Genomic DNA, 18,724 nt, shown 5'->3' on the forward strand with positions numbered 1-18,724 from the left:
TCAGATCAATGCATGGATACCGGCCACCACCTGGCTTCTCAATGCGTCGAGCACCTTCCGGTCCGGGTTCCTGTCGTTCAGCAGGCCCAGCACCGAAACCCCCAGCTTTTCAACCCGGGGCGACAAGTCGAAGAGGTAGCGCTTTCTGCCAGTCAGCTCGAAAAATGACTCCACCTTCTTGTCCCAATTCATTCCTATGGACGGAATGTTCAAACCGTAGGCAACGATATTTGCGTGGAGCCGGTGGGCCACGATGCATGAGCAGGCGCTGATCAAGGCAACGAGTTCGTCGGGGTGCCGGGGAACAAGAAAAATAGACTTCGGCGCATCGGATGCCGAGGAAATTTCTTCCAGTACCTTGTTGTCTTCGGAGGCACCGTTCGTGAAATAGAGCACGCGCTTTCCCTCGGCTCGCAATGCTTCGGCCAGGCTGGCAAAAAACTTGGCGGACTGCGTCGAATTCGAGCCCTCGTATTCGGAATTCATGACCAGCGCATCGAGGCTGCTGACGCAAATTCCGATGTCCCAGTTTTTTTCCGGTGAAAGCTCGTCCGAGAAAGCATCGGCGCAAATGAGCGCCGGGTCGGGTACGACCTGTATATCGCTTCTCGGGATTCGAAAGTAGGTGTGCAGATTGCTGGCCGATTCCTGGTCGCGCGTAGCGTAGAAGGCCGGCCTGGCATTTTTCAGGAATCGCCTGACCAGAACACGCCCCAGAAAAGACCATTTCGCCGTCACGCCGACCGACAAGATCACCACCTTCTTTCCGCGCAGCAGCCTGCTCAGGAGGTACAGCTTCGCCGGAAAATTGAGGGCCACATCGCAAAACAGCTGGCCGCCGCCAATGACGACCAGGTCCGCGTCGTCCACCGCGGCCTTCCAGTTCCTTCGCCAGCCGAGAAAATAGCCCTTGAGGCAATACAGGAACACGATCACCGACCTGATGAGCGACGGCAGCTTCGCAAAGAGCCGGAATGCGCCACCACCACGCAGGTTTTCTTCCTCGAACCCGAGCCGGCCGGCAATGTCCAGAAATTCGACCCTCGCCTGCGGATATTTCAGGCCGGCAATATGAGCCAGGGATGCCGCAATGACCCCGTCACCCAGGTTGTCGCTGAAGGGCACGGCGCAGATAAGGATTTTTTTCATCTGTGAATCGATGGCCTTCTTCGAAGCCAAGCCATTCATCGCGAACCGTGGCCCACGGCAACCACCCAGATGGTCCTGATGAAGATGCCGATGTCCCGGCCGACCGAGAGCGTCTCGACGTAGGCGACATCCAGCGCCACGCGCTTCTTGTAGCTCAGCTGGTTGCGCCCGCTGACTTGCCACAGGCCGGTAATGCCGGGCCTGACCGCGCAATAGAACGACCAGTCCGCCCCATACAGGATCTTCTGGTCGAGCATGCATGGCCGGGGGCCGACCAGGCTCATGTCGCCCACGAGCACATTCCAGAACTGCGGCAGCTCGTCCAGGCTGGTCTTGCGGATGAACTTGCCGAACGATGTGATGCGCGGGTCGTCTTCGAGCTTTTGATAGTCGTCCCACTGCTGGCGCGCGACCGGATCGTTCCTGAGGTGCTCCTCGAGGATCTGGGCGGAGTTCGGCAGCATCGAGCGGAACTTGTAGAACTTGAACACACGCCCTCCCCGCCCGAATCGCGGCTGGGAGTACAGGACCGGTGCTCCGGAGGTGATGAGCACACCGGCGGCGATCAGGACATAGAGCCAGCCGAAGGCGCAGAAAAAGAACAGCGCGGCAGCGATGTCGACCGCCCTTTTTCCAGCGCGCAGCATGGCGGGGTGACGGACTCTGATCCATGCCATGTCGTCAGCGATGGCGCCGATCGCCTCCTCGCCTCCGGCTGCCATCGACTCTTCGTGGCGAAAATTCGTCATAGGAATGCTCCGTTCTCACATTTGAAGCGGAGGCAAATTCGCAGCTTGAAAACTCTCATTGGAGGAGAACCTTTCGTCTTACAAGCAAGCGCTTGCCCCTTTCGGGTTCAGTGATACGTGGCGGCTTGGTTTTCAGGCCAATACGGCCTTGCACGGAAGCCGTGAAGGTTGCGGCGCAGAAAAATCAATGCGCAGGCCGAGCGATCCAAATACGTAATACAAAAGAGCGACGCACTTGTCCCTAATCCTTTGTTATTAGCCTTTGATTGACAGCACCGATTTAGTGCATCGGGTGATAATTATCACGATCTTGCTTAATTTTCTCAGAAACTGTCCATCAGACTAGGTGATATCCCTGTTGTTTTTGTATTTATAGTGTGTGTAACGGTAACCACCATATTTGTAGCTGCTGCTGCCCGCGTGACGCCGGGATAAGTCCATAGCATTCAAAATCACGCCATTGGCCGAGCAGCCTGCGTGCGCCAGCCTTCTTGCGCTTTCATTCAATTCGCCCAGATGCGTCTTTTCCGCCCGTGCAACAAGGAGAAGAGAACCCGCGAGTGGAGCCACCGAGGCGGTGTCCGCGGCCACGAGCACCGGCGCCGTATCGATAATCACAAGGTCGTAATTAGGCGAGAGCTTTTCCAGGATCTGCGAGAAAGAGTCGCTCATGAGCAATTCCGCCGGATTGGGCGGCAGCATCCCGGTCGTGATGACGTCCAGATTCGGCAGGATCGACGAGCGAATGGCCTTTTCAAAACTCAGCGTGCCGGCAATCAATTCCGAAAGGCCTGGCGACCGGGAAAGAGAGAAGAATTGATTGACCCGGCCCTTGCGCAAGTCGGCGTCGATCAGCAGGACCTTCTTTCCTGACGCTGCGGTAATGGCCGCGAAATTGACCGAGACAAAAGTTTTTCCGACGCCCGGCGTCGCGCCGGAAATCAGCAGGCGGTTGTTGGGTGCTTCCAGCATGGCGAACTGCAATGCAGTCCGCAGGCTGCGCAGGCTTTCCACCGCGGGATCCTCCGATTGCTGGAGGGCGAGAACGTGCATCCCCGGCGCCCTGTTCTCGATGTTCTTGTCGATCATCCGCTGGGCGGCGCTCAGCGGGATGCTGCTGTACACGTTGAGGCCCGTGTGCATCTCGATTTCACTCGGATTGCGGATGCCGCCGAACAGCGAGTTCCTGGCAATGGCGAGCGCGACGCCGGCTCCCAGTCCCAGCAGCAGGGCCAGCGCGATGATCAGCGGCCGCTTGGGCCAGACGGGCTCCTCGGGAATGATGGCGTCGTCCAGCAGGCGCACGTTGCCGACCTTGCCTTCCTTGGCCAGCCGCATCTGCAGCGAACTGTTCAGCAGCGACACGTAGAGATCGGTATTGACCTTGATGTCGCGCTGCATCTGGACCGTGTTCTGCTGCAGCAGCGGCATTTTCCGGATGCGCGAATCGACGGTGGAGATTTCCCCCCTCCACGCCGCAATCTGCGCGTCCAGCGTCTGGAGATTGGGATGCTTGTCGGTAAAGCGCGCGGAAAGTTCTCGCCGCTTCTGTTCCGCTTCGAGCAATTTGGATTGCAGGTCGACCGTCTGGGCCAAGGCATTCTTGGCCTCGTCGTCGAGGCTGACCGTGCCGTTCTCGTTCCGGTAGCGGTTGTAGAGGTCTTCGGATTGCTCGAGCTGCTTCTTGAATTGCGGCAGCGCCGTGTCGAGGAAGCCCAGGGTCTTTTCGGCCTCGGCGGCCTTGCGTTCGATGTTCTGGCGAACATAGAGCCGCCCGATTTCATTGAGCAGCTGGGTCAGCTTTTCCGGATTCGGGCTTCTGAGGCTGACGTCGAGAACGCCGGACTGCTTGCCTTTTTCAACGACCTTGAGATTGTCCTGCAGCGACAGCAGCGCCAATTGCCTGGACATCCGGCTCAATTCGAACTGCGCGCCGGGCTTGGCACTGACAGAACTCACCAGCAGCCGGAGGCTGCCGCCTGGAACATTGGCGACGAGCGGAGTCCCGACTGCGCCCTTGAGCGGGGCTTCGAGGTTCGGATGAGACAGCTCGTAACGATTGTCCGCGCCGAGCGTCAGCATGAACTGCTTTGCTTCGAAGTCGACAGGTACGTCGAACTGCGGAACCATGATCTTCTCGGTTCCGTTCACGTAGCCCGAAAAGCCCATGAAGCCCGGATCCGACAGCTCGCTGGCGCGCCGGGCGAGCCAGCTGCCCACAATCGGTGCATAGCGGGGCTGCGCGCTGATGTAGAGCTTGGTGTTCTCCACCGCCTGGGCGAGGATGGCGCGCGACTTGATGATCTCGATCTCGCCCGCGGCGGGCGTTTTCACGCTCAGCAGCGACGACGCGGCATCGCCCAGGAAACTGCCCGCCGAATTGCCGGAGTCCTCGACCTGCACGGCCACGTTGGTTTCGTACATGGGCTGGCCGAAAAGGGCATAGGCCATGCCAAGCATCAGCATCACGGCAACCACGACGGCAATGAACCATCGGTTGTCGATCAGGATGTCCAGGTACTCGACGAGCTTGAATCCGTCGTCCTCCTCTTCCAGCGCGGGCATCGGCAGGGCGGCTTGCTGGGGTGCGTTCATGTCGGTTGCTGCTCAGGTTTTGTAATTTTCAAAATGCGGTCGATCCATGTCCTGGCCCCCACGTCGATGAGCGCCAGGGCGTGCTCGAAGGCCGCCTCGTCCTGTTTGTAGGGATCGGGCACGTCCTGCTTGGCGGCCTCGGCGATGCGAAAGACCTTGCCGCGCACGAAGGGGTAGGCCGACTCGAGATGGCGGCGCTGCGCCATGTCCATGACCAGGATCAGGTCGGCCTGCCGGCACAGCAGCTGGCTCACCTGTTGCGCCACGTGGCCGGAAATGTCGATGCCGCGTGCCTGCATGAGCTTCTGCGCCGTTGCGTCGGCGGGCTTGCCCACGAGAGCGCCGGTGCCGGCGGACACCACGTGAAGGTGCGGCAGGCCCGCGGCCAGGATCCCTTGCGCCATCGGGCTGCGGCAGATGTTGCCGATGCAGACTGTCAGGACGGATTTCATCTGTGGCGGCTCCAGACTTCGTCGCCGGCGTTGATCACTTGCGCAGCCGGCAGGATCAGGCTGGCCAGGCGGTTCCATGTGACCAGCGGCACCGAATCGATGTAGACGACGTCGCGCGGCTGCAGCTGGAAGCGCTCGGCCAGGCCCAGCGCCGCCGGATTCCTGGCATTCAGGTGGAAGATGGCCGGCAAGCCTCTCGCGTTGTTGCGGATGACGTAGATCTGGCCCGTGTTGGCCGACGTCAGATTGGGGCCGCCTGCCTCGCCCAGCGCTTCGTTGAGGCTGAGCCGTCCGTTGTGCATGAGCAGCGCCGAGGGACGGGAGATTTCGCCCATCACGAACACCTTGCTCTCGTCGCGGTGCCGCACCTGGACCACGTCGCCGTTGCGCAGCGGAATCCTGCTGGCATCGACACCCAGGTCCTGCAGGTTGGGCAGGTTGATGAGCGTGGTCCTGTCGCCGCGCGTGAGCGTCACGAACGAGCGGTCGCCGTTGGCGGTAATGCCGCCGGCCCGGCTGAGGGCTTCGGCCAGCGTCATCGGCACATCGGTGAAGATCTGCAGCCCCGGCGTGCGCACCTCGCCTTCGACGAAGGCGCGGCGGCTTCTGAAGGACTGGATGCGCACCGTCACCTGCGGATCCTTGATGTAGGCGGCGATGCGGCTCGCGATGAGGTCCGAGGCCTCGATTTCGGTCAATCCCTGGAGCTTGACGCGGCCGATGTAGGGGAATGTGATCTGCCCGTCCGCGCCGACGATGAAGCCTGGCGCCACGCTGATGCCCGTCGGGTCCGCCTGCTGCGTGATCACGGCGCCGGCATTGGGCAGCAGTTCCGGATGGTCGTAGACGATCACGCCCACCACGTCGCTCGGCCCGATGGTGTAGACCGGCGATTCGCCAAAAAGCGCCTTCACATCCGGCGCAACGGCGGTCGGCTGCGACTCGGCCAGGGTACGGATCAGCGCAGGCGAAATGGAGGTGATGACCCCATCCGGTGCGCCATCGGCCGGCAGGTACTGGAACTCCGGCGGCAGGCTCTGGTCGGCCTCGTAGGCGCTCACAGAATTGAAGCCCGGCGCGCAGCCCTGCAGCAATAACGCGCCCATTAGGGCAAAACCCCACCCCATCGGGTACACGAAGCGTGTCAAATTGATCCCCATTGCACAAATTGGTTTTCGGCAGCCGCGATTCATATGCAAGGCCCGAGCCCAGTTGATATTGGGCCGGGCATTTTTTGCCGCGGTTTGTCAAAGCAAAGCCCACGCATCGTCGGGAGGCGGGCCGGAGCGAATTGTCGCTGCCCGCGCATTGACCCTTTTCCGTTTAATAGATGCAAAAAATGTGTCTATATGCGGATTAACCCATGCCTTCCTGGGGTTATCTCAGGAATCAATGGCTGAAGGCCTTTTTCCACTGGGAAAAGATGCTTCGATTGCGCGCGCGCGACTGTGTCTTGCAGTTTGCAAATGTGAACTATCAATTAACTGCCTGCGCGGAGCGATTGTGGCGCGCTGACCACAAATCGCGCCCGTCAGTCGCGCGTTGAAAAGCTTTGCTCTTTTGTAAGAAATTGTGTGCTGCTGGCAGGTTTGCGCACGGCCCTGCGGTTCTGCAGGAGATCGGCACGCGTGAATGGGCGTTCGATGCCCGCCATCCAAGCGGCGAAAGACTCCAACGCGTCCTGTGTGGGTGCAGGCCGCCCCACTATGAAAAAGAGGAGCGGCAGCGCCAGTGCCAAGGCGAACCAGCGTGGCGTCTTGACCCCCATGGACTGATGCCAATGCAACCGCAAAAAGCTTGCGCTTACAACTGTTCCAAGCAGGGCCCCCGTCACGACCTCCGCCGTGGAATGAACTTCGAGGGCCAGGCGCGACACACCGATGAAAACACCCCATCCCCAGCCCGATAACGCGGCCACCATGCGCACGATTGGTGCGCGGCGCCGGGCCACCAGCCAGAAAACGACCGGCCAGACGCTGGTTGCCAGCGCGGTGTGCCCGCTGAAGCCTATGAAATCGAATTGGGCGCTGCCAATGCCCCAGCCCATGAAGAGAAGCTTGGACAGCATCACGATGAAGCCACAACCGCCGAATAGCAGCGTCCAACGCACCGCTGCAGGGCGTGTGCCGGGATCGATCGCGAGCCAAATTGCAATTCCCAATGCCGCAGGCAACAGGAAGCCGCTGTCACCGAACCCGGTGGCAATTAACCAGAAATTATTCATTAACGTGAAATAAGTGCGCTTTTCTCAGGGGTGCGCCACCGCCGATCGGATGCATTCCAAAGGCATACTGGCGGCACCTTCAACACCAGCGCTCCCGGAGCTATTGAAATCATGAGCATCATCAGCGAGTTCAAGGAATTTGCCGTCAAGGGCAACGTGATCGATCTCGCGGTCGGCGTGATCATTGGCGCGGCATTCGGGAAGATCGTCGACTCGGTCGTTGCCGACATCATCATGCCTGTCGTCGGGCTGGTGTTCGGCAAGCTGGATTTCTCGAACCTGTACGTGGTGCTGGGCAGCGTGCCGGCGGGGGTCGCCAACAACCTGGCCGACCTCAAGAAGGCCGGGGTGGCGGTGCTGGCCTATGGCAACTTCATCACCATCGCGGTCAACTTCATCATTCTTGCCTTCATCATCTTCATGATGGTCAAGCAGATCAACAAGCTGCGCAAGACGCAGGCGGAGGCTCCCGCGGCACCGGTGGCACCACCGGAAGACATTGCCCTGCTGCGAGAAATCCGCGACAGCCTGAAGCGCCCCTGAACCTTCTTCCCTGCCCTTCTCAGGCGCCTGCCAGCGTTCTGGCCATGCGCAGCGCCTCGACGAGGCTCGACGCATCGGCCTGGCCGGTGCCCGCAATATCGAATGCGGTGCCGTGATCGGGGCTGGTGCGCACCAGCGGCAGGCCCAAGGTCACGTTCACACCCTTCTCCACGCCCAGGTACTTGACCGGAATCAGCCCCTGATCGTGGTACATGGCAACCACCACGTCGAACTCTCCAGGCATCCCTGGCCTGGCGCGCGCGCGCATGAAGACGGTGTCGGGCGCATGGGGTCCGTCGGCATCGATGCCCTCGGCACGGGCGGCCGCAATGGCCGGCGCAATGATGTCGTGCTCTTCGGAGCCGAACAGGCCCCCCTCGCCCGCGTGCGGATTGAGCCCGGCCACGCCAATGCGCGGCGTCCGGCCGAGCATGCGGTGCAGGGCACGGTGGGTGATGCGCAGCGTCTCCAGCACGCTGCCGAAGCTCACGGCCGTGATGGCGTCGCGCAGCGACATGTGAATGCTCACCAGCACGGTGCGCAGCTCGTCGTTGGCCAGCATCATGCGCACCGGCATGCCGTCCACCGCGAGCCCCGCATGGGCGGCGGCCTCGGCCTGCAGCAGCTCGGTATGGCCCGGGTACGGAAACCCGGCCGCGGCCAGTGCTTCCTTGTGCAGTGGCGCCGTGACGATGGCGGCGATCTCGCCCCGCAATGCGGCGCGTGCAGCCCAGACCACGCAGTCACCGGCCACGCGGCCGGCTTCGGCGCTGATCCGGCCCAGCACGATGTCTTGCGCCGGCGCGGCCACCACCTGCAGCACGGGGATGCAGCCCCGCGGCACCGCGGCCGCTTCGGCAATGTGCTCGATCTGCGCCACCGGCCAGGCGGGTTGCCCCGGCAGCGCCAGCGCCTGCGACGCCCGGCGCATCGTGGCCACGTCGCCGGCCACGAAAGCGCCGCGCGTGGCCTCGGGCGCCTGGCGAAAGGCCTTGGCGATGATTTCGGGGCCGATGCCCGCAGGGTCGCCGAGCGTGATGGCCATGGAAGCCGCCGGGCTGTTCATTGAAGTCCCCCGGTGCTTCGCACCGTAGTGCGAGCTTGCTTCATGCCGGATTGTCAATGTCGATGAACTCGTGCTTCAGCCCGAGCTGGGCTGCCACGTGCCCGGCCACGGCCTGGGCGCCGTAGCGCTCCGTGGCATGGTGTCCGCAGGCCAGGAAGGCGACGCCCATTTCGCGCGCGTAGTGGACCTGGGGTTCGGAGATCTCGCCGGTGATGAAGGCGTCGGCCCCGGCGGCGATGGCGGCCTCGAAGTAGCCCTGGGCACCACCCGTGCACCACGCGACGTTCCTGATCGGACGGTGCGCCGCGTCCACCAGGGTGACGGGCCGCTGCAGCACCTTTTCCGCGTGCGCGGCCAGTTCCTTGGCGCTGGCAAAGGCTTCTCCGTTGTCGCGCGCGCCAAGGAAGCCCAGCTCCTGCTCGCCGAAGCGTCCGGTCGACCCGGCATGGGCGAGCAACCCGAGTTGCAGTCCGAGCTGCGCGTTGTTGCCCAGCTCCGGATGCGCATCGAGCGGCAGGTGATAGGCGAACAGGTTGACGTCGTCGCCCAGCAGCAGGCCCAGGCGCTGCTTCATCCAGCCGGTGACGCAGCCGTCCTGGCCGCGCCAGAACAGGCCGTGGTGCACGAAGATGGCATCGGCCTCGGCGCGGATGGCGGCTTCGATGAGCGCGCGGCTCGCCGTCACGCCGGAGACGATCTTCCGCACCACGGTGCGGCCCTCGACCTGCAGGCCATTGGGTCCATAGTCCTTGAAGCGCGACGGCGCAAGGAGCAGGTCGAAGGCATGCAGCAATTCGTGGCGAGTGGTGCTCATCGCGACATTGTCGCGCTCCCGATGCCGTCGCGCATTGCATGGCCGCGCGCCGCCAATGGCCACAGGGCCAGCACGAAACCGAGCCCGGCCAGCACGGCGACGTAGTGCGCCGGGGCCATGGCATCGTGCTGCAGCCAGAGCGTGAGAATCACGGGCGTCAGGCCGCCGAACACGGCATACGACATGTTGTAGGCAAACGAAAGCCCCGTGAAGCGCACCGGCGCCGGAAACGCGCGCACGCCGGCCATCGGCACCGTGGCGATGGTGCCCACGAACAACCCGACCAGGCCGTAGTGCCAGAACAGCGTGGCCGGCGTGCCGGGCAGCCCCGTGTAGAAGAGGTACGAGGTCGCGAACAAGCCGCCCCAGCCGATGAGCATCACGGCGCGCGTGCCGAAGCGGTCGCTGGCCCAGCCGACCAGCACGCAGCCGATGGTCAGGGTCAGCGTGGCGAGCGCATTGGCTTCCAGCGCCAGCGCGGGCTGAATGTGGTGCACCTTCTGCAGGTAGGTGGGCGTGTACAGCACCACCACGACGATGGCGGCCGACAGCACCCAGGTCAGCAGCCCCACGTAGACGCTGGCCGCACGGTGCTCCCGCAGCACGGTGCGCAGCGGCAGCTCGCGCGCCACGGCCTTGCGGCCTGCCAGCTCCTTGAAGACCGGCGTCTCGTACAGGAAGCGGCGCAGGTACACCGAAACCAGGCCGAACACGCCGCCCAGCACAAAGGGAATGCGCCAGGCAAAGCCGCTCACCTCCGCCGGCGAATAGTGGCGGTTGATGGCCACGGCCACCAGCGAGCCCAGCAGGATGCCGCCCGTGATGCCCGAGGTCAGCATGCCGATGCCGAAGCCGTAGCGCTGCGCCGGCACGTGCTCGCCGATGAACACCCAGGCGCCGGGCATTTCGCCGCCGATCGCCGCGCCCTGCAGCACGCGCATGGCCAGCAGCAGCAAGGGTGCGGCGATGCCGATGCTCGCGTAGGTGGGCAGGAGGCCGATGACCAGCGTGGGCGCCGCCATCAGGAAGATCGACAGCGTGAACATTCGCTTGCGCCCGAGCAGGTCGCCGAAATGCGCGATGACAATGCCGCCCACCGGCCGGGCCAGGTAGCCTGCTGCAAAGATGCCGAAAGTCTGGAGCTGCCGCAGCCAGTCGGGCATGTCGGCGGGAAAGAAGAGCGCGCCCAGCACGGTGGCGAAGAACACGTAGATGACGAAGTCGTAGAACTCCAGCGTTCCGCCGAGAGCGGACAGGGCCAGGGTCTTGTAGTCGCGCGCGTCGAGTGCGCGCGCCGGCACCGGCTGTGCGCCGTCCGGGGAGATTGCGTGAGAAGTCATGGCGGGCAGGGAGGATCGTTGCCAGGCGCCGGGCCGCACGGGATGGGAAGCGGAAATCGGCGCCCCGGCGAAACGCCTGGCCGCGTCCACCGGATGGGCGATGCGGAAGGCCGGAGCTCGGAGCCGTGTAGGCTCGCTGTGCAATGCTAAGGGTTATCCCTTATTTGCGCAGGAGGCCTTTGCCAATCTCGACCGCCTCGCGCGGTTTCTGGCAGATGGGGGGTTGAGGGACAATGAGCCCTGACGCCGCGCGAACGGCGCGCTCACTCTGTCCTATTCAAGTTTTCATGAAACGCACCTGGCTGCTCTTTGCCCAAGCCGTGACCGTCCTCCTGGCGGCCTATTTCGTTGTTGCCACGCTCAAGCCCGAGTGGATCAACCGCCGCGCAACTTCCCTTGGAGGCGTGGTGTCGATCGTCGAGGCGCCGGCGGGCGCTCCTTCGGTGCCGGTTGCCGGCAGCCTGAGCGCGGCGGCCAAGAAAGCCTCGCCGGCGGTCGTGAGCATCAACACCAGCAAGGCCGCGCAGCGCCATCCCCGCAGCAACGATCCGTGGTTCCGCTTTTTCTTCGGCGACCAGGGCGACCAGCCCCAGGTCGGCCTGGGCAGCGGCGTGATCGTGAGCACCGAGGGCTACATCCTCACCAACAACCACGTGGTCGAAGGCGCGGACGAAATCGAGATCACGCTCAACGACAGCCGCCACACGCGCGCCAAGGTCATCGGCACCGATCCGGACACCGACCTTGCCGTGCTCAAGATCGAAATGGACAAGCTGCCCGCCATCGTGCTGGGCAATTCCGACGAACTCCAGGTGGGCGACCAGGTGCTGGCCATCGGCAACCCCTTCGGCGTGGGCCAGACGGTCACCAGCGGCATCGTCTCGGCGCTGGGGCGCAACCAGCTGGGCATCAACAACTTCGAGAACTTCATCCAGACCGACGCGGCCATCAACCCCGGCAATTCGGGCGGCGCGCTGATCGACGTCCAAGGCAACCTGCAGGGCGTCAACACCGCCATCTATTCGCGCTCGGGCGGCAGCATGGGCATCGGCTTCGCGATTCCGGTTTCCATGGCCAAGATCGTGCTCGAAGGCATCGTGAAGGAAGGCCAGGTGCGCCGCGGATGGATCGGCGTCGAGCCGAACGAACTCTCGCCGGAGCTGGCCGAAACCTTCGGCGTGAAGGCCGATGCCGGCGTGATCATCACCGGCGTGCTGCAGAACGGCCCTGCGGCCAAGGCCGGCATCCGTCCGGGCGACGTGATCACCTCGGTCGGCGAAAAGAAGACCGACAACGTGCAGGCCCTGCTGACCGCCGTGGCCGGCCTCAAGCCCGGCAGCAGCGCACGCTTCGCGCTGCAGCGCGGCACCGACAAGATGGAACTCGACGTGACGCCGGGCCTCAGGCCCAAGAGCCCGGTGCGGCAGGTGCCGAACCAGCCCGAATGACCGGTCAGGAAGACGCGGAGGAATCCGCGCTTTCTTCTTCCTCTTCGGACGATTTCTTGCTGCCGGCGAAATAGCGCGCACCGATGATGCCCACCTCGTAGAGCAGGCACATCGGCACCGCCAGCGCGAGCTGCGACACCACGTCGGGCGGCGTGAGCACCGCGGCCACCACGAAGGCCACCACGATGAAGTAGCCGCGGAACGACTTCAGCTTCTCGATGGTGACCATCTCGAAGCGCACCAGCAGCATCACGACGATGGGCACCTGGAAGGCGACGCCGAACGCGATGTAGAGCGAGAGAATGGCCTCGACATACGAGGAGATGTCGGGCGTGGCCGCCACCGCGGCCGGCGTGAACTTCTGGATGAAGCTGAACATCTTGTCCAGCACGAAGAACTGCACGAAGGCAATGCCCGCATAGGCCAGCAGGCTGCCGAAGAAGATCAGCGGCAGCGCAAAGCGCTTTTCATGGCTGTAGAGCCCCGGCGCAACGAACATCCAGGCCTGGTACATGAGCCAGGGCAGCGCCAGCAGCACCGCCGTCATCATGAGCACCTTGAGCGGCACGAAGAACGGCGAGAACACGCCAATGGCAATGAGCTTGGCGTCCGGCGGCATGTGCGCGCGGATCGGCATTGCGATCAGGTCGATCAGGCCGCCCGGGCCGGGCCAGATGGCCAGCAGTATGCCCGCGACCGCCAGGCCGTACACGCAATAGAGCAGCCGGTCGCGCAGTTCGACCAGATGCTGCACGAACGGTTGTTCGGTGCCCGCCAGTTCGTCTTCTGCGTCTTTGTTCTTGTTGTCGGAATCGGCCATTGGAAGGAGAGAAAGCAGAAGAAAGCGTGGCTTCGGCCGGCGTGCGGCGCACGAGGAACGCGCAGATGGGAAAGCCGCTAGTTGATCTTGTGGGGACGAAAGCGGGCGACGCGCGCGGCACCCGAAAGCGCCTTGGTGCGCACGCCGTTGCGCGCCTTGTACCACTGCGGCGTGGCGCCCTGCTTCAGGCGCCAGTTCTTGCGGGGATGCCTGTATTCCGGCATCACGGGCTCGGGTTCGGCCAGGGCCGAAAGCGTTTCGCCCGAGCCGGAGAACTGCTTCTCGAGTTCGCTGGCGCCGCTGTGGATGCTCTGCTCGACGTCTCGTGCGGCATCTTCCATCGTGCCCTTCATCTTGCGCAGTTCGTCCAGCTCCATGGAGCGATTGACTTCAGCCTTGACGTCGTTCACGTAGCGCTGCGCCTTGCCCAGCAGGGCACCGACGGTGCGCGCCACGCGCGGCAGCTTCTCCGGTCCGATGACGATCAGCGCCACGACGCCGATGAGCGCCAGCTTCTCAATGCCGAGGTCGAGCACTTATGACCCGCGCTCAGGACTTCTGACGCGCTTCGACGTCGATCGCGGACTTGTCGCTGTTGGCCGGCTGGCCGGTCACTTGCGCTGCAGGGGCCGGCGAAGCGGCGGATGCATCGGTGGTGGTGCTGCCGTCCTTCATGCCGTCCTTGAAGCCCTTGACGGCGCCACCAAGATCGGAACCCATGTTCCGCAGCTTCTTGGTGCCGAAGATCATGACCACGACGAGCAGCACGATCAGCCAGTGCCAGATAGAAAAAGAACCCATGGAAGACTCCTAAGAATGTGTCCGATTTTAGTCGGGCTGAATGTGACAGTTCGGATTAATGGGATTCAGCCGCGCAGCCACGGGCGCGGGCCGCCCATGACATGGACATGGAGATGGTGAACCTCCTGCCCGCCCTCCGTGCCGGTGTTGACGAGGACGCGGTAGCCGCCCTCCGGATAGGGCCTGCAGCCCAGTTCCAGCGCGAGCCTGGGGGCCAGCGTCATGATCTTGCCCATGAGCGCGGCGTCATCGGGCTCGAGCTGCGCCATCGACGGGATGTGCCGCTTGGGTACCAGCATGAAGTGCACCGGCGCCCAGGGCGCGATGTCGTGAAAACCGAACAGCTCGTCGTCTTCGTAGACCTTGCGCGAAGGAATCTTGCCTTCGATGATTTTGCAGAAGACGCAGTTCGGATCAGATGACATCTTTGGGTTCCATGGGGCGGTTGTCGTTCATGCGGATCATGCCTTTCACGATCCGGTAGAGAAACCACAGCGAAATGAGGCTCCAGGCAATCCAGCCCGGCACGAGAAAGAGCAGCCAGAGCCACGAAGTCACGATGTACAGCAGGCCGGCCCACAGCACCGAGCGGATGCGCCAGCTGAAATGCGTGGCCTGCCAGGTGCCGGCCGCGTTGTCGCGCTTGACGAAGTCGATCACCAGCGCCACCAGCAAAAGCGCCACGGAAGCCTGCGCTCCGGGCAGGACGGCGCCAATGGCCACGATCAGGTGCAGGATGTAGCTGACCCAGCCCCAGGTCTTGAGCGAGTCGTCGGGTTCCACATTCACGATGTCGTTGGCCATGGGATGTCCTTTCAATCGTTGGATGCCTCGCGGGCCTGCGCCTTGCGCAGGGCTTTTTCCTCGATGCCGCTGGTCCCCTCGCGGCGCTCGAGTTCCGCGATCACCTCGCCGGGCGAGAAACCATAGTGCGCCAGCGCCACCATGGTGTGAAACCACAGGTCGGCCACTTCGTTCACTATTTTCGTGCGGTCGCCGCCATGGTCGGCATCCTTGGCGGCCATGACCACCTCGGTGGCTTCCTCGCCGATCTTCTTGAGAAAGGCGTCGGGGCCCTTGTGCAGCAGGCGCGCCACATAGCTCTTCTCGGGGTCGCCGCCATGCGCGGGAAGGCGGCTTTCGATGACCGCGGCAAGGCGTGCGAGGGCGTCCGAGGTGTTCACTGTGGCCGTCATTTGTAGATCGACTCCGGGTCTTTCAAGACCGGCTCGACCACGCTCCATCGGCCGTTCTCGTACTTGCTGAAGAAGCAGCTGTGGCGGCCGGTGTGGCAGGCAATGCCGGGCTCGTGGCCGAGCTGGGTGACCTTGAGCAGCACGACGTCGTTATCGCAGTCGAGGCGGATCTCGTGCACGGTCTGCACGTGGCCCGATTCCTCGCCCTTGAACCAGAGCTTGTTGCGCGAGCGGCTGAAATACACGGCGCGCCCGAGCTCGGCGGTCTTTTCGAGCGCCTCGCGGTTCATCCAGGCGAACATCAGCACGTCGTTGCTGCCCTGCTCCTGCGCGATCACCGGCACCAGCCCGTTCGCGTCCCATTTCACTTCGTCAAGCCAATTCATGGACGATATTGTCCCACCCCCGGGCGGCCCTGAAGCGGATCAGGTCCGAACGGGAATGCCCCGCGCGGCCATGCGGGCTTTCGCCTCGCCGACCGTGTGTTCGCCGTAGTGGAAGATGCTGGCGGCCAGCACCGCGTCGGCACCGCCGGTCTGGATGCCGTCGGCCAGGTCGTCGAGGCTGCCCACGCCACCCGATGCAATGACCGGCACGTTGACGGCGTCGCTGACCGCACGGGTGAGCGCGAGGTCGAAGCCGCTCCTGGTGCCGTCGCGGTCCATGCTCGTGAGCAGGATCTCGCCGGCGCCGCGGCGCACCATCTCGGCCGCCCATTCGACGGCGTCCAGGCCGGTGTTCTTGCGGCCGCCATGGCTGTAGACGTCCCAGCCGGCGCCGCGCGTCGCAGCTTCTTCGGCACTGCGGCGCTTTGCGTCGATGGCCACCACGATGCATTGCGAACCGTACTTCTGCGAGGCGTCGTTGATCACCTGCGGATCGGCAATGGCCGCCGAATTGAAGCTGGTCTTGTCGGCGCCCGCATTGAGCAGCCGGCGCACATCGGCCACGGTGCGCACGCCGCCTCCCACCGTCAATGGAATGAAGACCTGCGAGGCCACCGCCTCGATGATCGGCAGGATCAGGTCGCGGCCGTCGCTGGTGGCCGTGATGTCCAGAAAAGTGAGCTCGTCGGCGCCCTGCGCGTTGTAGCGCGCCGCAATTTCGACCGGGTCGCCAGCGTCGCGCAGTTCGAGAAAGTTGACGCCCTTGACCACGCGGCCGCCGGTGACGTCGAGACAGGGAATGATGCGTTTTGCGAGCATGGTCGGTCGTAAGGGAAAAAATCAGAGAACGCGAAGCTGCTGCCAGCCCTGCCATTGGGCGCCGGGCGCGAGCAATACCTGCTCGTCGATGCGCGCAGCCTCGACGCAGAGCATGTGCCTGTACCCATCTTCGGGCATGTCGGCGAGTTTCGCACCCAGCACGGCGCCGGGGTTCCAGACCACGGTTTCGCTGCAGCTGGCGCTTTGCGCGATTTCGAGCGTGCCGGCCGGCTGCACCAGGCGCAGCGGCTTCGCGGGAGCGGCATAGACGCTGTCGAACTCGGCATCGAAACGCAGTGCGGGGGCCGTTTCCACGTGGCGATCGTCGCGCAGCGAATCCCAGCGGTTGGCACCCTGCAGGCCTTCGAGGCGCACCTGCGCAATATCGTCGACGCGCAGATAGGTGTGCAGCGCCGCGGCAAAGCTGAACGGCCCATGGCCGATATTGAGCAGGGTCAGCGCGGTGCGCAGCCGGCCCGCGGCCATGCCGATCTGCAGCCGCGCCTCGAAAGCGTGCGGCCAGAGCCTGCGCGTGGCCTCGTTGTAGCGCAGCCGAAGGGTCAGTTCGCCCGTTGTGGCGTCGATGCTCCGGTTCTCCCAAGGCAGATTGCGCATGAATCCATGCTTGGGGAGCATGCCGCGCTGGTTGAACTGGGGGCAGCAAATGGGCACGCCGCCGCGGATCGCCGCCTGCCCGTCGAACACCGCGCACGGGCTCAGGTAGAGCCTCTCCACCCTGTCGGCGGTGGTCCAGGAGAGCAGCTGCGCCCCGTGCAGAGAGACGGTGAAAGCACTGCCGTCGGCCCCGGTGGCACGCAGCGCGGGCTGGCCACGAAACTCAATCGAGCTGATATCCATTGGAGAATTGTAGGCAGCGGAAATCCCGTGGCACGGAATTGGCATTGGACACTTAAGGCTTCATCGCCGCCTTGCCGGTGCCGGTTGCATGCAGGGTACCTTCTTGGATACCCTTTGCGGCCGCCCCAGAACCACACACCTCGAAGGGACACCTATGAAGAGAAAACTGCCGGCCGCCGCCTGGATCCTGATCGCCATGGTGCTCGGCATTCTTGTCGGCTACATGATCTTCACGAGCTTCCCCGACAAGAAGGCGGCCGCGCAGATCGCAGGCTACGTGTCGATCGTGTCGGACGTGTTCCTGCGCCTCATCAAGATGCTGATCGGCCCGCTGGTGTTCTCCACGCTGGTGGTGGGCATCGCGCACATGGGCGACGCCAAGTCGGTGGGCCGCGTGTTCGGCAAGTCGCTCGGCTGGTTCTTCACCGCTTCGCTGATCTCGCTGGTCATCGGTCTGGTGATGGCCAACGTCCTGAAGCCCGGCGAGAACCTGGGGCTCCCGCTGCCGGACATCGGCGCTTCGGCCAACCTGGCGACCGCGAAGTTCACGCTCAAGGACTTCGTGAGCCACATGGTGCCGAAGTCCTTTGCCGAGGCCATGGCCAACAACGAGATCCTGCAGATCGTGGTGTTCTCGATGTTCTTCGGCGTGGCGCTCGCCTCGCTGGGCGACAAGGCCAAGACGCTGGTGGCCGCCATCGACGAACTTTCGCACGCCATGCTCAAGATCACCGGCTACGTGATGAAGCTGGCGCCGCTCGCGGTGATGGCCGCCATGGCTGCCACCGTGGCGGTGAACGGCCTGGGCATCCTGCTCAAGTTCGCGGTCTTCATGGGCGACTTCTACCTGGGCCTGTTCGTGCTGTGGAGCGTGCTGGTGTTCGCGGGCTTCTCGTTCCTGGGCCCGCGGGTGTTCAAGCTGCTGGTGCTCATCAAGGAGGCCTTCCTGCTGTCGTTCGCCACGGCCAGTTCGGAAGCGGCCTACCCGAAGATCCTGCAGGCGCTCGACCGTTTCGGCGTGAAGCGCAAGATCTCGAGCTTCGTGATGCCGATGGGCTATTCGTTCAACCTCGACGGCTCGATGATGTACTGCACCTTCGCCGTGCTGTTCATCGCGCAGGCCTACAACATCCACATGCCCATCAGCACGCAGATCACCATGCTGCTGATCCTGATGCTCACCTCCAAGGGCATGGCCGGCGTGCCGCGCGCCTCGCTGGTGGTGATTGCCGCCACGCTCAACCACTTCGACATTCCCGAGGCCGGCCTGCTGCTGATCCTGGGCGTCGACACCTTCCTGGACATGGGACGCTCGGCCACCAACGCCGTGGGCAACTCCATCGCAACGGCCGTGGTCGCGAAGTGGGAGGGCGAGCTGCTCTCCGAGAGCGATGCGGAGCTGAATGCCAGGGCGCTCGATGCCGAAGCCGCGGCCACGCTCGCCCACCCCGTCCACGCGTGAGG

Annotated in this window: 21 protein-coding genes; 3 read left to right on the forward strand and 18 right to left on the reverse strand. The window is 63.7% G+C overall.

The genetic code is table 11. The annotated features are described in order from the left end of the window. From QFZ47_RS07210 to QFZ47_RS07235, 6 genes are all read right to left on the reverse strand, one after another. Nucleotides 1–1,149 (reverse strand): polysaccharide pyruvyl transferase family protein, encoded by a 1,149-nt coding sequence (locus QFZ47_RS07210; protein ID WP_307654993.1) that lies wholly within the window; start codon nucleotides 1,147–1,149, stop codon nucleotides 1–3. 35 nt (nucleotides 1,150–1,184) lie between these two features. Next, entirely contained in the window at nucleotides 1,185–1,898 is a 714-nt protein-coding gene (locus QFZ47_RS07215; RefSeq protein ID WP_307654994.1) for a sugar transferase, read from the reverse strand. A 342-nt stretch (nucleotides 1,899–2,240) separates the two neighbouring features. Further along, nucleotides 2,241–4,493 carry a polysaccharide biosynthesis tyrosine autokinase gene (locus QFZ47_RS07220; protein WP_307654995.1) on the reverse strand — a complete coding sequence of 751 codons (2,253 nt, stop codon included), beginning with the start codon at nucleotides 4,491–4,493 and terminating at the stop codon, nucleotides 2,241–2,243. After that, nucleotides 4,490–4,945 carry a low molecular weight protein-tyrosine-phosphatase gene (locus QFZ47_RS07225; RefSeq protein ID WP_307654996.1) on the reverse strand — a complete coding sequence of 152 codons (456 nt, stop codon included), beginning with the start codon at nucleotides 4,943–4,945 and terminating at the stop codon, nucleotides 4,490–4,492. The genes QFZ47_RS07220 and QFZ47_RS07225 overlap by 4 nt, the downstream gene beginning before the upstream one ends. Then, entirely contained in the window at nucleotides 4,942–6,105 is a 1,164-nt protein-coding gene (locus QFZ47_RS07230) for a polysaccharide biosynthesis/export family protein (protein WP_307654997.1), read from the reverse strand. The genes QFZ47_RS07225 and QFZ47_RS07230 overlap by 4 nt, the downstream gene beginning before the upstream one ends. A gap of 371 nt (nucleotides 6,106–6,476) precedes the next feature. Beyond that, on the reverse strand, nucleotides 6,477–7,169 hold the full coding sequence (locus tag QFZ47_RS07235) for a phosphatase PAP2 family protein (protein WP_307654998.1): 693 nt from the start codon (nucleotides 7,167–7,169) through the stop codon (nucleotides 6,477–6,479). 111 nt (nucleotides 7,170–7,280) lie between these two features. Between QFZ47_RS07235 and mscL the strand changes: the two genes are divergently transcribed. After that, nucleotides 7,281–7,712, forward strand: coding sequence for a large conductance mechanosensitive channel protein MscL (mscL, locus tag QFZ47_RS07240; RefSeq protein ID WP_307654999.1), 432 nt, complete (start codon nucleotides 7,281–7,283; stop codon nucleotides 7,710–7,712). A 19-nt stretch (nucleotides 7,713–7,731) separates the two neighbouring features. On the opposite strand, the gene pdxA is transcribed toward mscL, so the two are convergent. The 3 genes from pdxA to QFZ47_RS07255 are packed head-to-tail and all read right to left on the reverse strand — an operon-like array spanning nucleotide 7,732 to nucleotide 10,932. Then, a complete protein-coding gene (gene pdxA / locus QFZ47_RS07245; RefSeq protein WP_307655000.1) occupies nucleotides 7,732–8,778 on the reverse strand; it encodes a 4-hydroxythreonine-4-phosphate dehydrogenase PdxA in 1,047 nt (348 codons plus the stop codon). Between the two features lie 40 nt (nucleotides 8,779–8,818). Further along, a complete protein-coding gene (locus QFZ47_RS07250) occupies nucleotides 8,819–9,592 on the reverse strand; it encodes a Nif3-like dinuclear metal center hexameric protein (RefSeq protein WP_307655001.1) in 774 nt (257 codons plus the stop codon). Next, nucleotides 9,589–10,932, reverse strand: a complete 1,344-nt coding sequence (locus QFZ47_RS07255; RefSeq protein WP_307655002.1) for an MFS transporter — start codon at nucleotides 10,930–10,932, stop codon at nucleotides 9,589–9,591. Before QFZ47_RS07255 ends, QFZ47_RS07250 begins: the two co-directional genes overlap by 4 nt. 287 nt (nucleotides 10,933–11,219) lie before the next feature. Here QFZ47_RS07255 and QFZ47_RS07260 point away from each other — a divergent pair, with 287 nt between their 5' ends. Then, a complete protein-coding gene (locus QFZ47_RS07260) occupies nucleotides 11,220–12,380 on the forward strand; it encodes a S1C family serine protease (protein ID WP_307655003.1) in 1,161 nt (386 codons plus the stop codon). A gap of 4 nt (nucleotides 12,381–12,384) precedes the next feature. Here QFZ47_RS07260 and tatC read toward each other — a convergent pair whose 3' ends face one another. The 9 genes from tatC to QFZ47_RS07305 all read right to left on the reverse strand — a co-directional run bounded on the left by tatC (nucleotide 12,385) and on the right by QFZ47_RS07305 (nucleotide 17,260). Beyond that, a complete protein-coding gene (gene tatC / locus QFZ47_RS07265) occupies nucleotides 12,385–13,200 on the reverse strand; it encodes a twin-arginine translocase subunit TatC (protein WP_021005899.1) in 816 nt (271 codons plus the stop codon). 77 nt (nucleotides 13,201–13,277) lie between these two features. Next, nucleotides 13,278–13,736 carry a Sec-independent protein translocase protein TatB gene (gene tatB, locus QFZ47_RS07270; RefSeq protein WP_307655004.1) on the reverse strand — a complete coding sequence of 153 codons (459 nt, stop codon included), beginning with the start codon at nucleotides 13,734–13,736 and terminating at the stop codon, nucleotides 13,278–13,280. A 13-nt stretch (nucleotides 13,737–13,749) separates the two neighbouring features. Beyond that, nucleotides 13,750–14,001, reverse strand: coding sequence for a Sec-independent protein translocase subunit TatA (gene tatA / locus QFZ47_RS07275; protein WP_307655005.1), 252 nt, complete (start codon nucleotides 13,999–14,001; stop codon nucleotides 13,750–13,752). Between the two features lie 65 nt (nucleotides 14,002–14,066). Further along, on the reverse strand, nucleotides 14,067–14,426 hold the full coding sequence (locus QFZ47_RS07280) for a histidine triad nucleotide-binding protein (RefSeq protein ID WP_307655006.1): 360 nt from the start codon (nucleotides 14,424–14,426) through the stop codon (nucleotides 14,067–14,069). Then, on the reverse strand, nucleotides 14,416–14,805 hold the full coding sequence (locus tag QFZ47_RS07285) for a DUF4870 family protein (protein ID WP_307655007.1): 390 nt from the start codon (nucleotides 14,803–14,805) through the stop codon (nucleotides 14,416–14,418). The genes QFZ47_RS07280 and QFZ47_RS07285 overlap by 11 nt, the downstream gene beginning before the upstream one ends. Before the next feature lie 11 nt (nucleotides 14,806–14,816). Continuing rightward, complete coding sequence (locus QFZ47_RS07290) at nucleotides 14,817–15,197, reverse strand: phosphoribosyl-ATP diphosphatase (RefSeq protein ID WP_126745547.1); 381 nt, start codon at nucleotides 15,195–15,197, stop codon at nucleotides 14,817–14,819. Continuing rightward, nucleotides 15,194–15,592, reverse strand: coding sequence for a phosphoribosyl-AMP cyclohydrolase (gene hisI / locus QFZ47_RS07295; RefSeq protein ID WP_307658896.1), 399 nt, complete (start codon nucleotides 15,590–15,592; stop codon nucleotides 15,194–15,196). Before hisI ends, QFZ47_RS07290 begins: the two co-directional genes overlap by 4 nt. A gap of 30 nt (nucleotides 15,593–15,622) precedes the next feature. Continuing rightward, nucleotides 15,623–16,402 carry an imidazole glycerol phosphate synthase subunit HisF gene (gene hisF, locus QFZ47_RS07300; RefSeq protein WP_307655008.1) on the reverse strand — a complete coding sequence of 260 codons (780 nt, stop codon included), beginning with the start codon at nucleotides 16,400–16,402 and terminating at the stop codon, nucleotides 15,623–15,625. Between the two features lie 21 nt (nucleotides 16,403–16,423). Next, nucleotides 16,424–17,260 (reverse strand): D-hexose-6-phosphate mutarotase, encoded by an 837-nt coding sequence (locus tag QFZ47_RS07305; RefSeq protein ID WP_307655009.1) that lies wholly within the window; start codon nucleotides 17,258–17,260, stop codon nucleotides 16,424–16,426. A gap of 154 nt (nucleotides 17,261–17,414) precedes the next feature. On the opposite strand from QFZ47_RS07305, the gene QFZ47_RS07310 reads away from it, so the two are divergent. Then, entirely contained in the window at nucleotides 17,415–18,722 is a 1,308-nt protein-coding gene (locus QFZ47_RS07310; RefSeq protein ID WP_307655010.1) for a dicarboxylate/amino acid:cation symporter, read from the forward strand. Nucleotides 18,723–18,724 lie beyond the last annotated feature (2 nt).

It is taken from the genome of Variovorax paradoxus (assembly GCF_030815975.1).
Classification (GTDB): Bacteria; Pseudomonadota; Gammaproteobacteria; order Burkholderiales; family Burkholderiaceae_C; genus Variovorax; species Variovorax paradoxus_N.

What these genes read in the sequence shown, in the direction of transcription:
- QFZ47_RS07250 (WP_307655001.1), bottom strand. Translation starts at nt 9,592, where the DNA reads ATGAGCACCACTCGCCACGAATTGCTGCATGCCTTCGACCTGCTCCTT.
- QFZ47_RS07255 (WP_307655002.1), bottom strand. Translation starts at nt 10,932, where the DNA reads ATGACTTCTCACGCAATCTCCCCGGACGGCGCACAGCCGGTGCCGGCG.
- QFZ47_RS07260 (WP_307655003.1), top strand. Translation starts at nt 11,220, where the DNA reads ATGAAACGCACCTGGCTGCTCTTTGCCCAAGCCGTGACCGTCCTCCTG.
- QFZ47_RS07220 (WP_307654995.1), bottom strand. Translation starts at nt 4,493, where the DNA reads ATGAACGCACCCCAGCAAGCCGCCCTGCCGATGCCCGCGCTGGAAGAG.
- mscL (WP_307654999.1), top strand. Translation starts at nt 7,281, where the DNA reads ATGAGCATCATCAGCGAGTTCAAGGAATTTGCCGTCAAGGGCAACGTG.
- QFZ47_RS07305 (WP_307655009.1), bottom strand. Translation starts at nt 17,260, where the DNA reads ATGGATATCAGCTCGATTGAGTTTCGTGGCCAGCCCGCGCTGCGTGCC.
- hisF (WP_307655008.1), bottom strand. Translation starts at nt 16,402, where the DNA reads ATGCTCGCAAAACGCATCATTCCCTGTCTCGACGTCACCGGCGGCCGC.
- QFZ47_RS07285 (WP_307655007.1), bottom strand. Translation starts at nt 14,805, where the DNA reads ATGGCCAACGACATCGTGAATGTGGAACCCGACGACTCGCTCAAGACC.
- QFZ47_RS07225 (WP_307654996.1), bottom strand. Translation starts at nt 4,945, where the DNA reads ATGAAATCCGTCCTGACAGTCTGCATCGGCAACATCTGCCGCAGCCCG.
- QFZ47_RS07230 (WP_307654997.1), bottom strand. Translation starts at nt 6,105, where the DNA reads ATGGGGATCAATTTGACACGCTTCGTGTACCCGATGGGGTGGGGTTTT.
- QFZ47_RS07235 (WP_307654998.1), bottom strand. Translation starts at nt 7,169, where the DNA reads ATGAATAATTTCTGGTTAATTGCCACCGGGTTCGGTGACAGCGGCTTC.
- QFZ47_RS07310 (WP_307655010.1), top strand. Translation starts at nt 17,415, where the DNA reads ATGAAGAGAAAACTGCCGGCCGCCGCCTGGATCCTGATCGCCATGGTG.
- tatA (WP_307655005.1), bottom strand. Translation starts at nt 14,001, where the DNA reads ATGGGTTCTTTTTCTATCTGGCACTGGCTGATCGTGCTGCTCGTCGTG.
- QFZ47_RS07215 (WP_307654994.1), bottom strand. Translation starts at nt 1,898, where the DNA reads ATGACGAATTTTCGCCACGAAGAGTCGATGGCAGCCGGAGGCGAGGAG.
- tatC (WP_021005899.1), bottom strand. Translation starts at nt 13,200, where the DNA reads ATGGCCGATTCCGACAACAAGAACAAAGACGCAGAAGACGAACTGGCG.
- pdxA (WP_307655000.1), bottom strand. Translation starts at nt 8,778, where the DNA reads ATGAACAGCCCGGCGGCTTCCATGGCCATCACGCTCGGCGACCCTGCG.
- QFZ47_RS07210 (WP_307654993.1), bottom strand. Translation starts at nt 1,149, where the DNA reads ATGAAAAAAATCCTTATCTGCGCCGTGCCCTTCAGCGACAACCTGGGT.
- QFZ47_RS07290 (WP_126745547.1), bottom strand. Translation starts at nt 15,197, where the DNA reads ATGACGGCCACAGTGAACACCTCGGACGCCCTCGCACGCCTTGCCGCG.
- QFZ47_RS07280 (WP_307655006.1), bottom strand. Translation starts at nt 14,426, where the DNA reads ATGTCATCTGATCCGAACTGCGTCTTCTGCAAAATCATCGAAGGCAAG.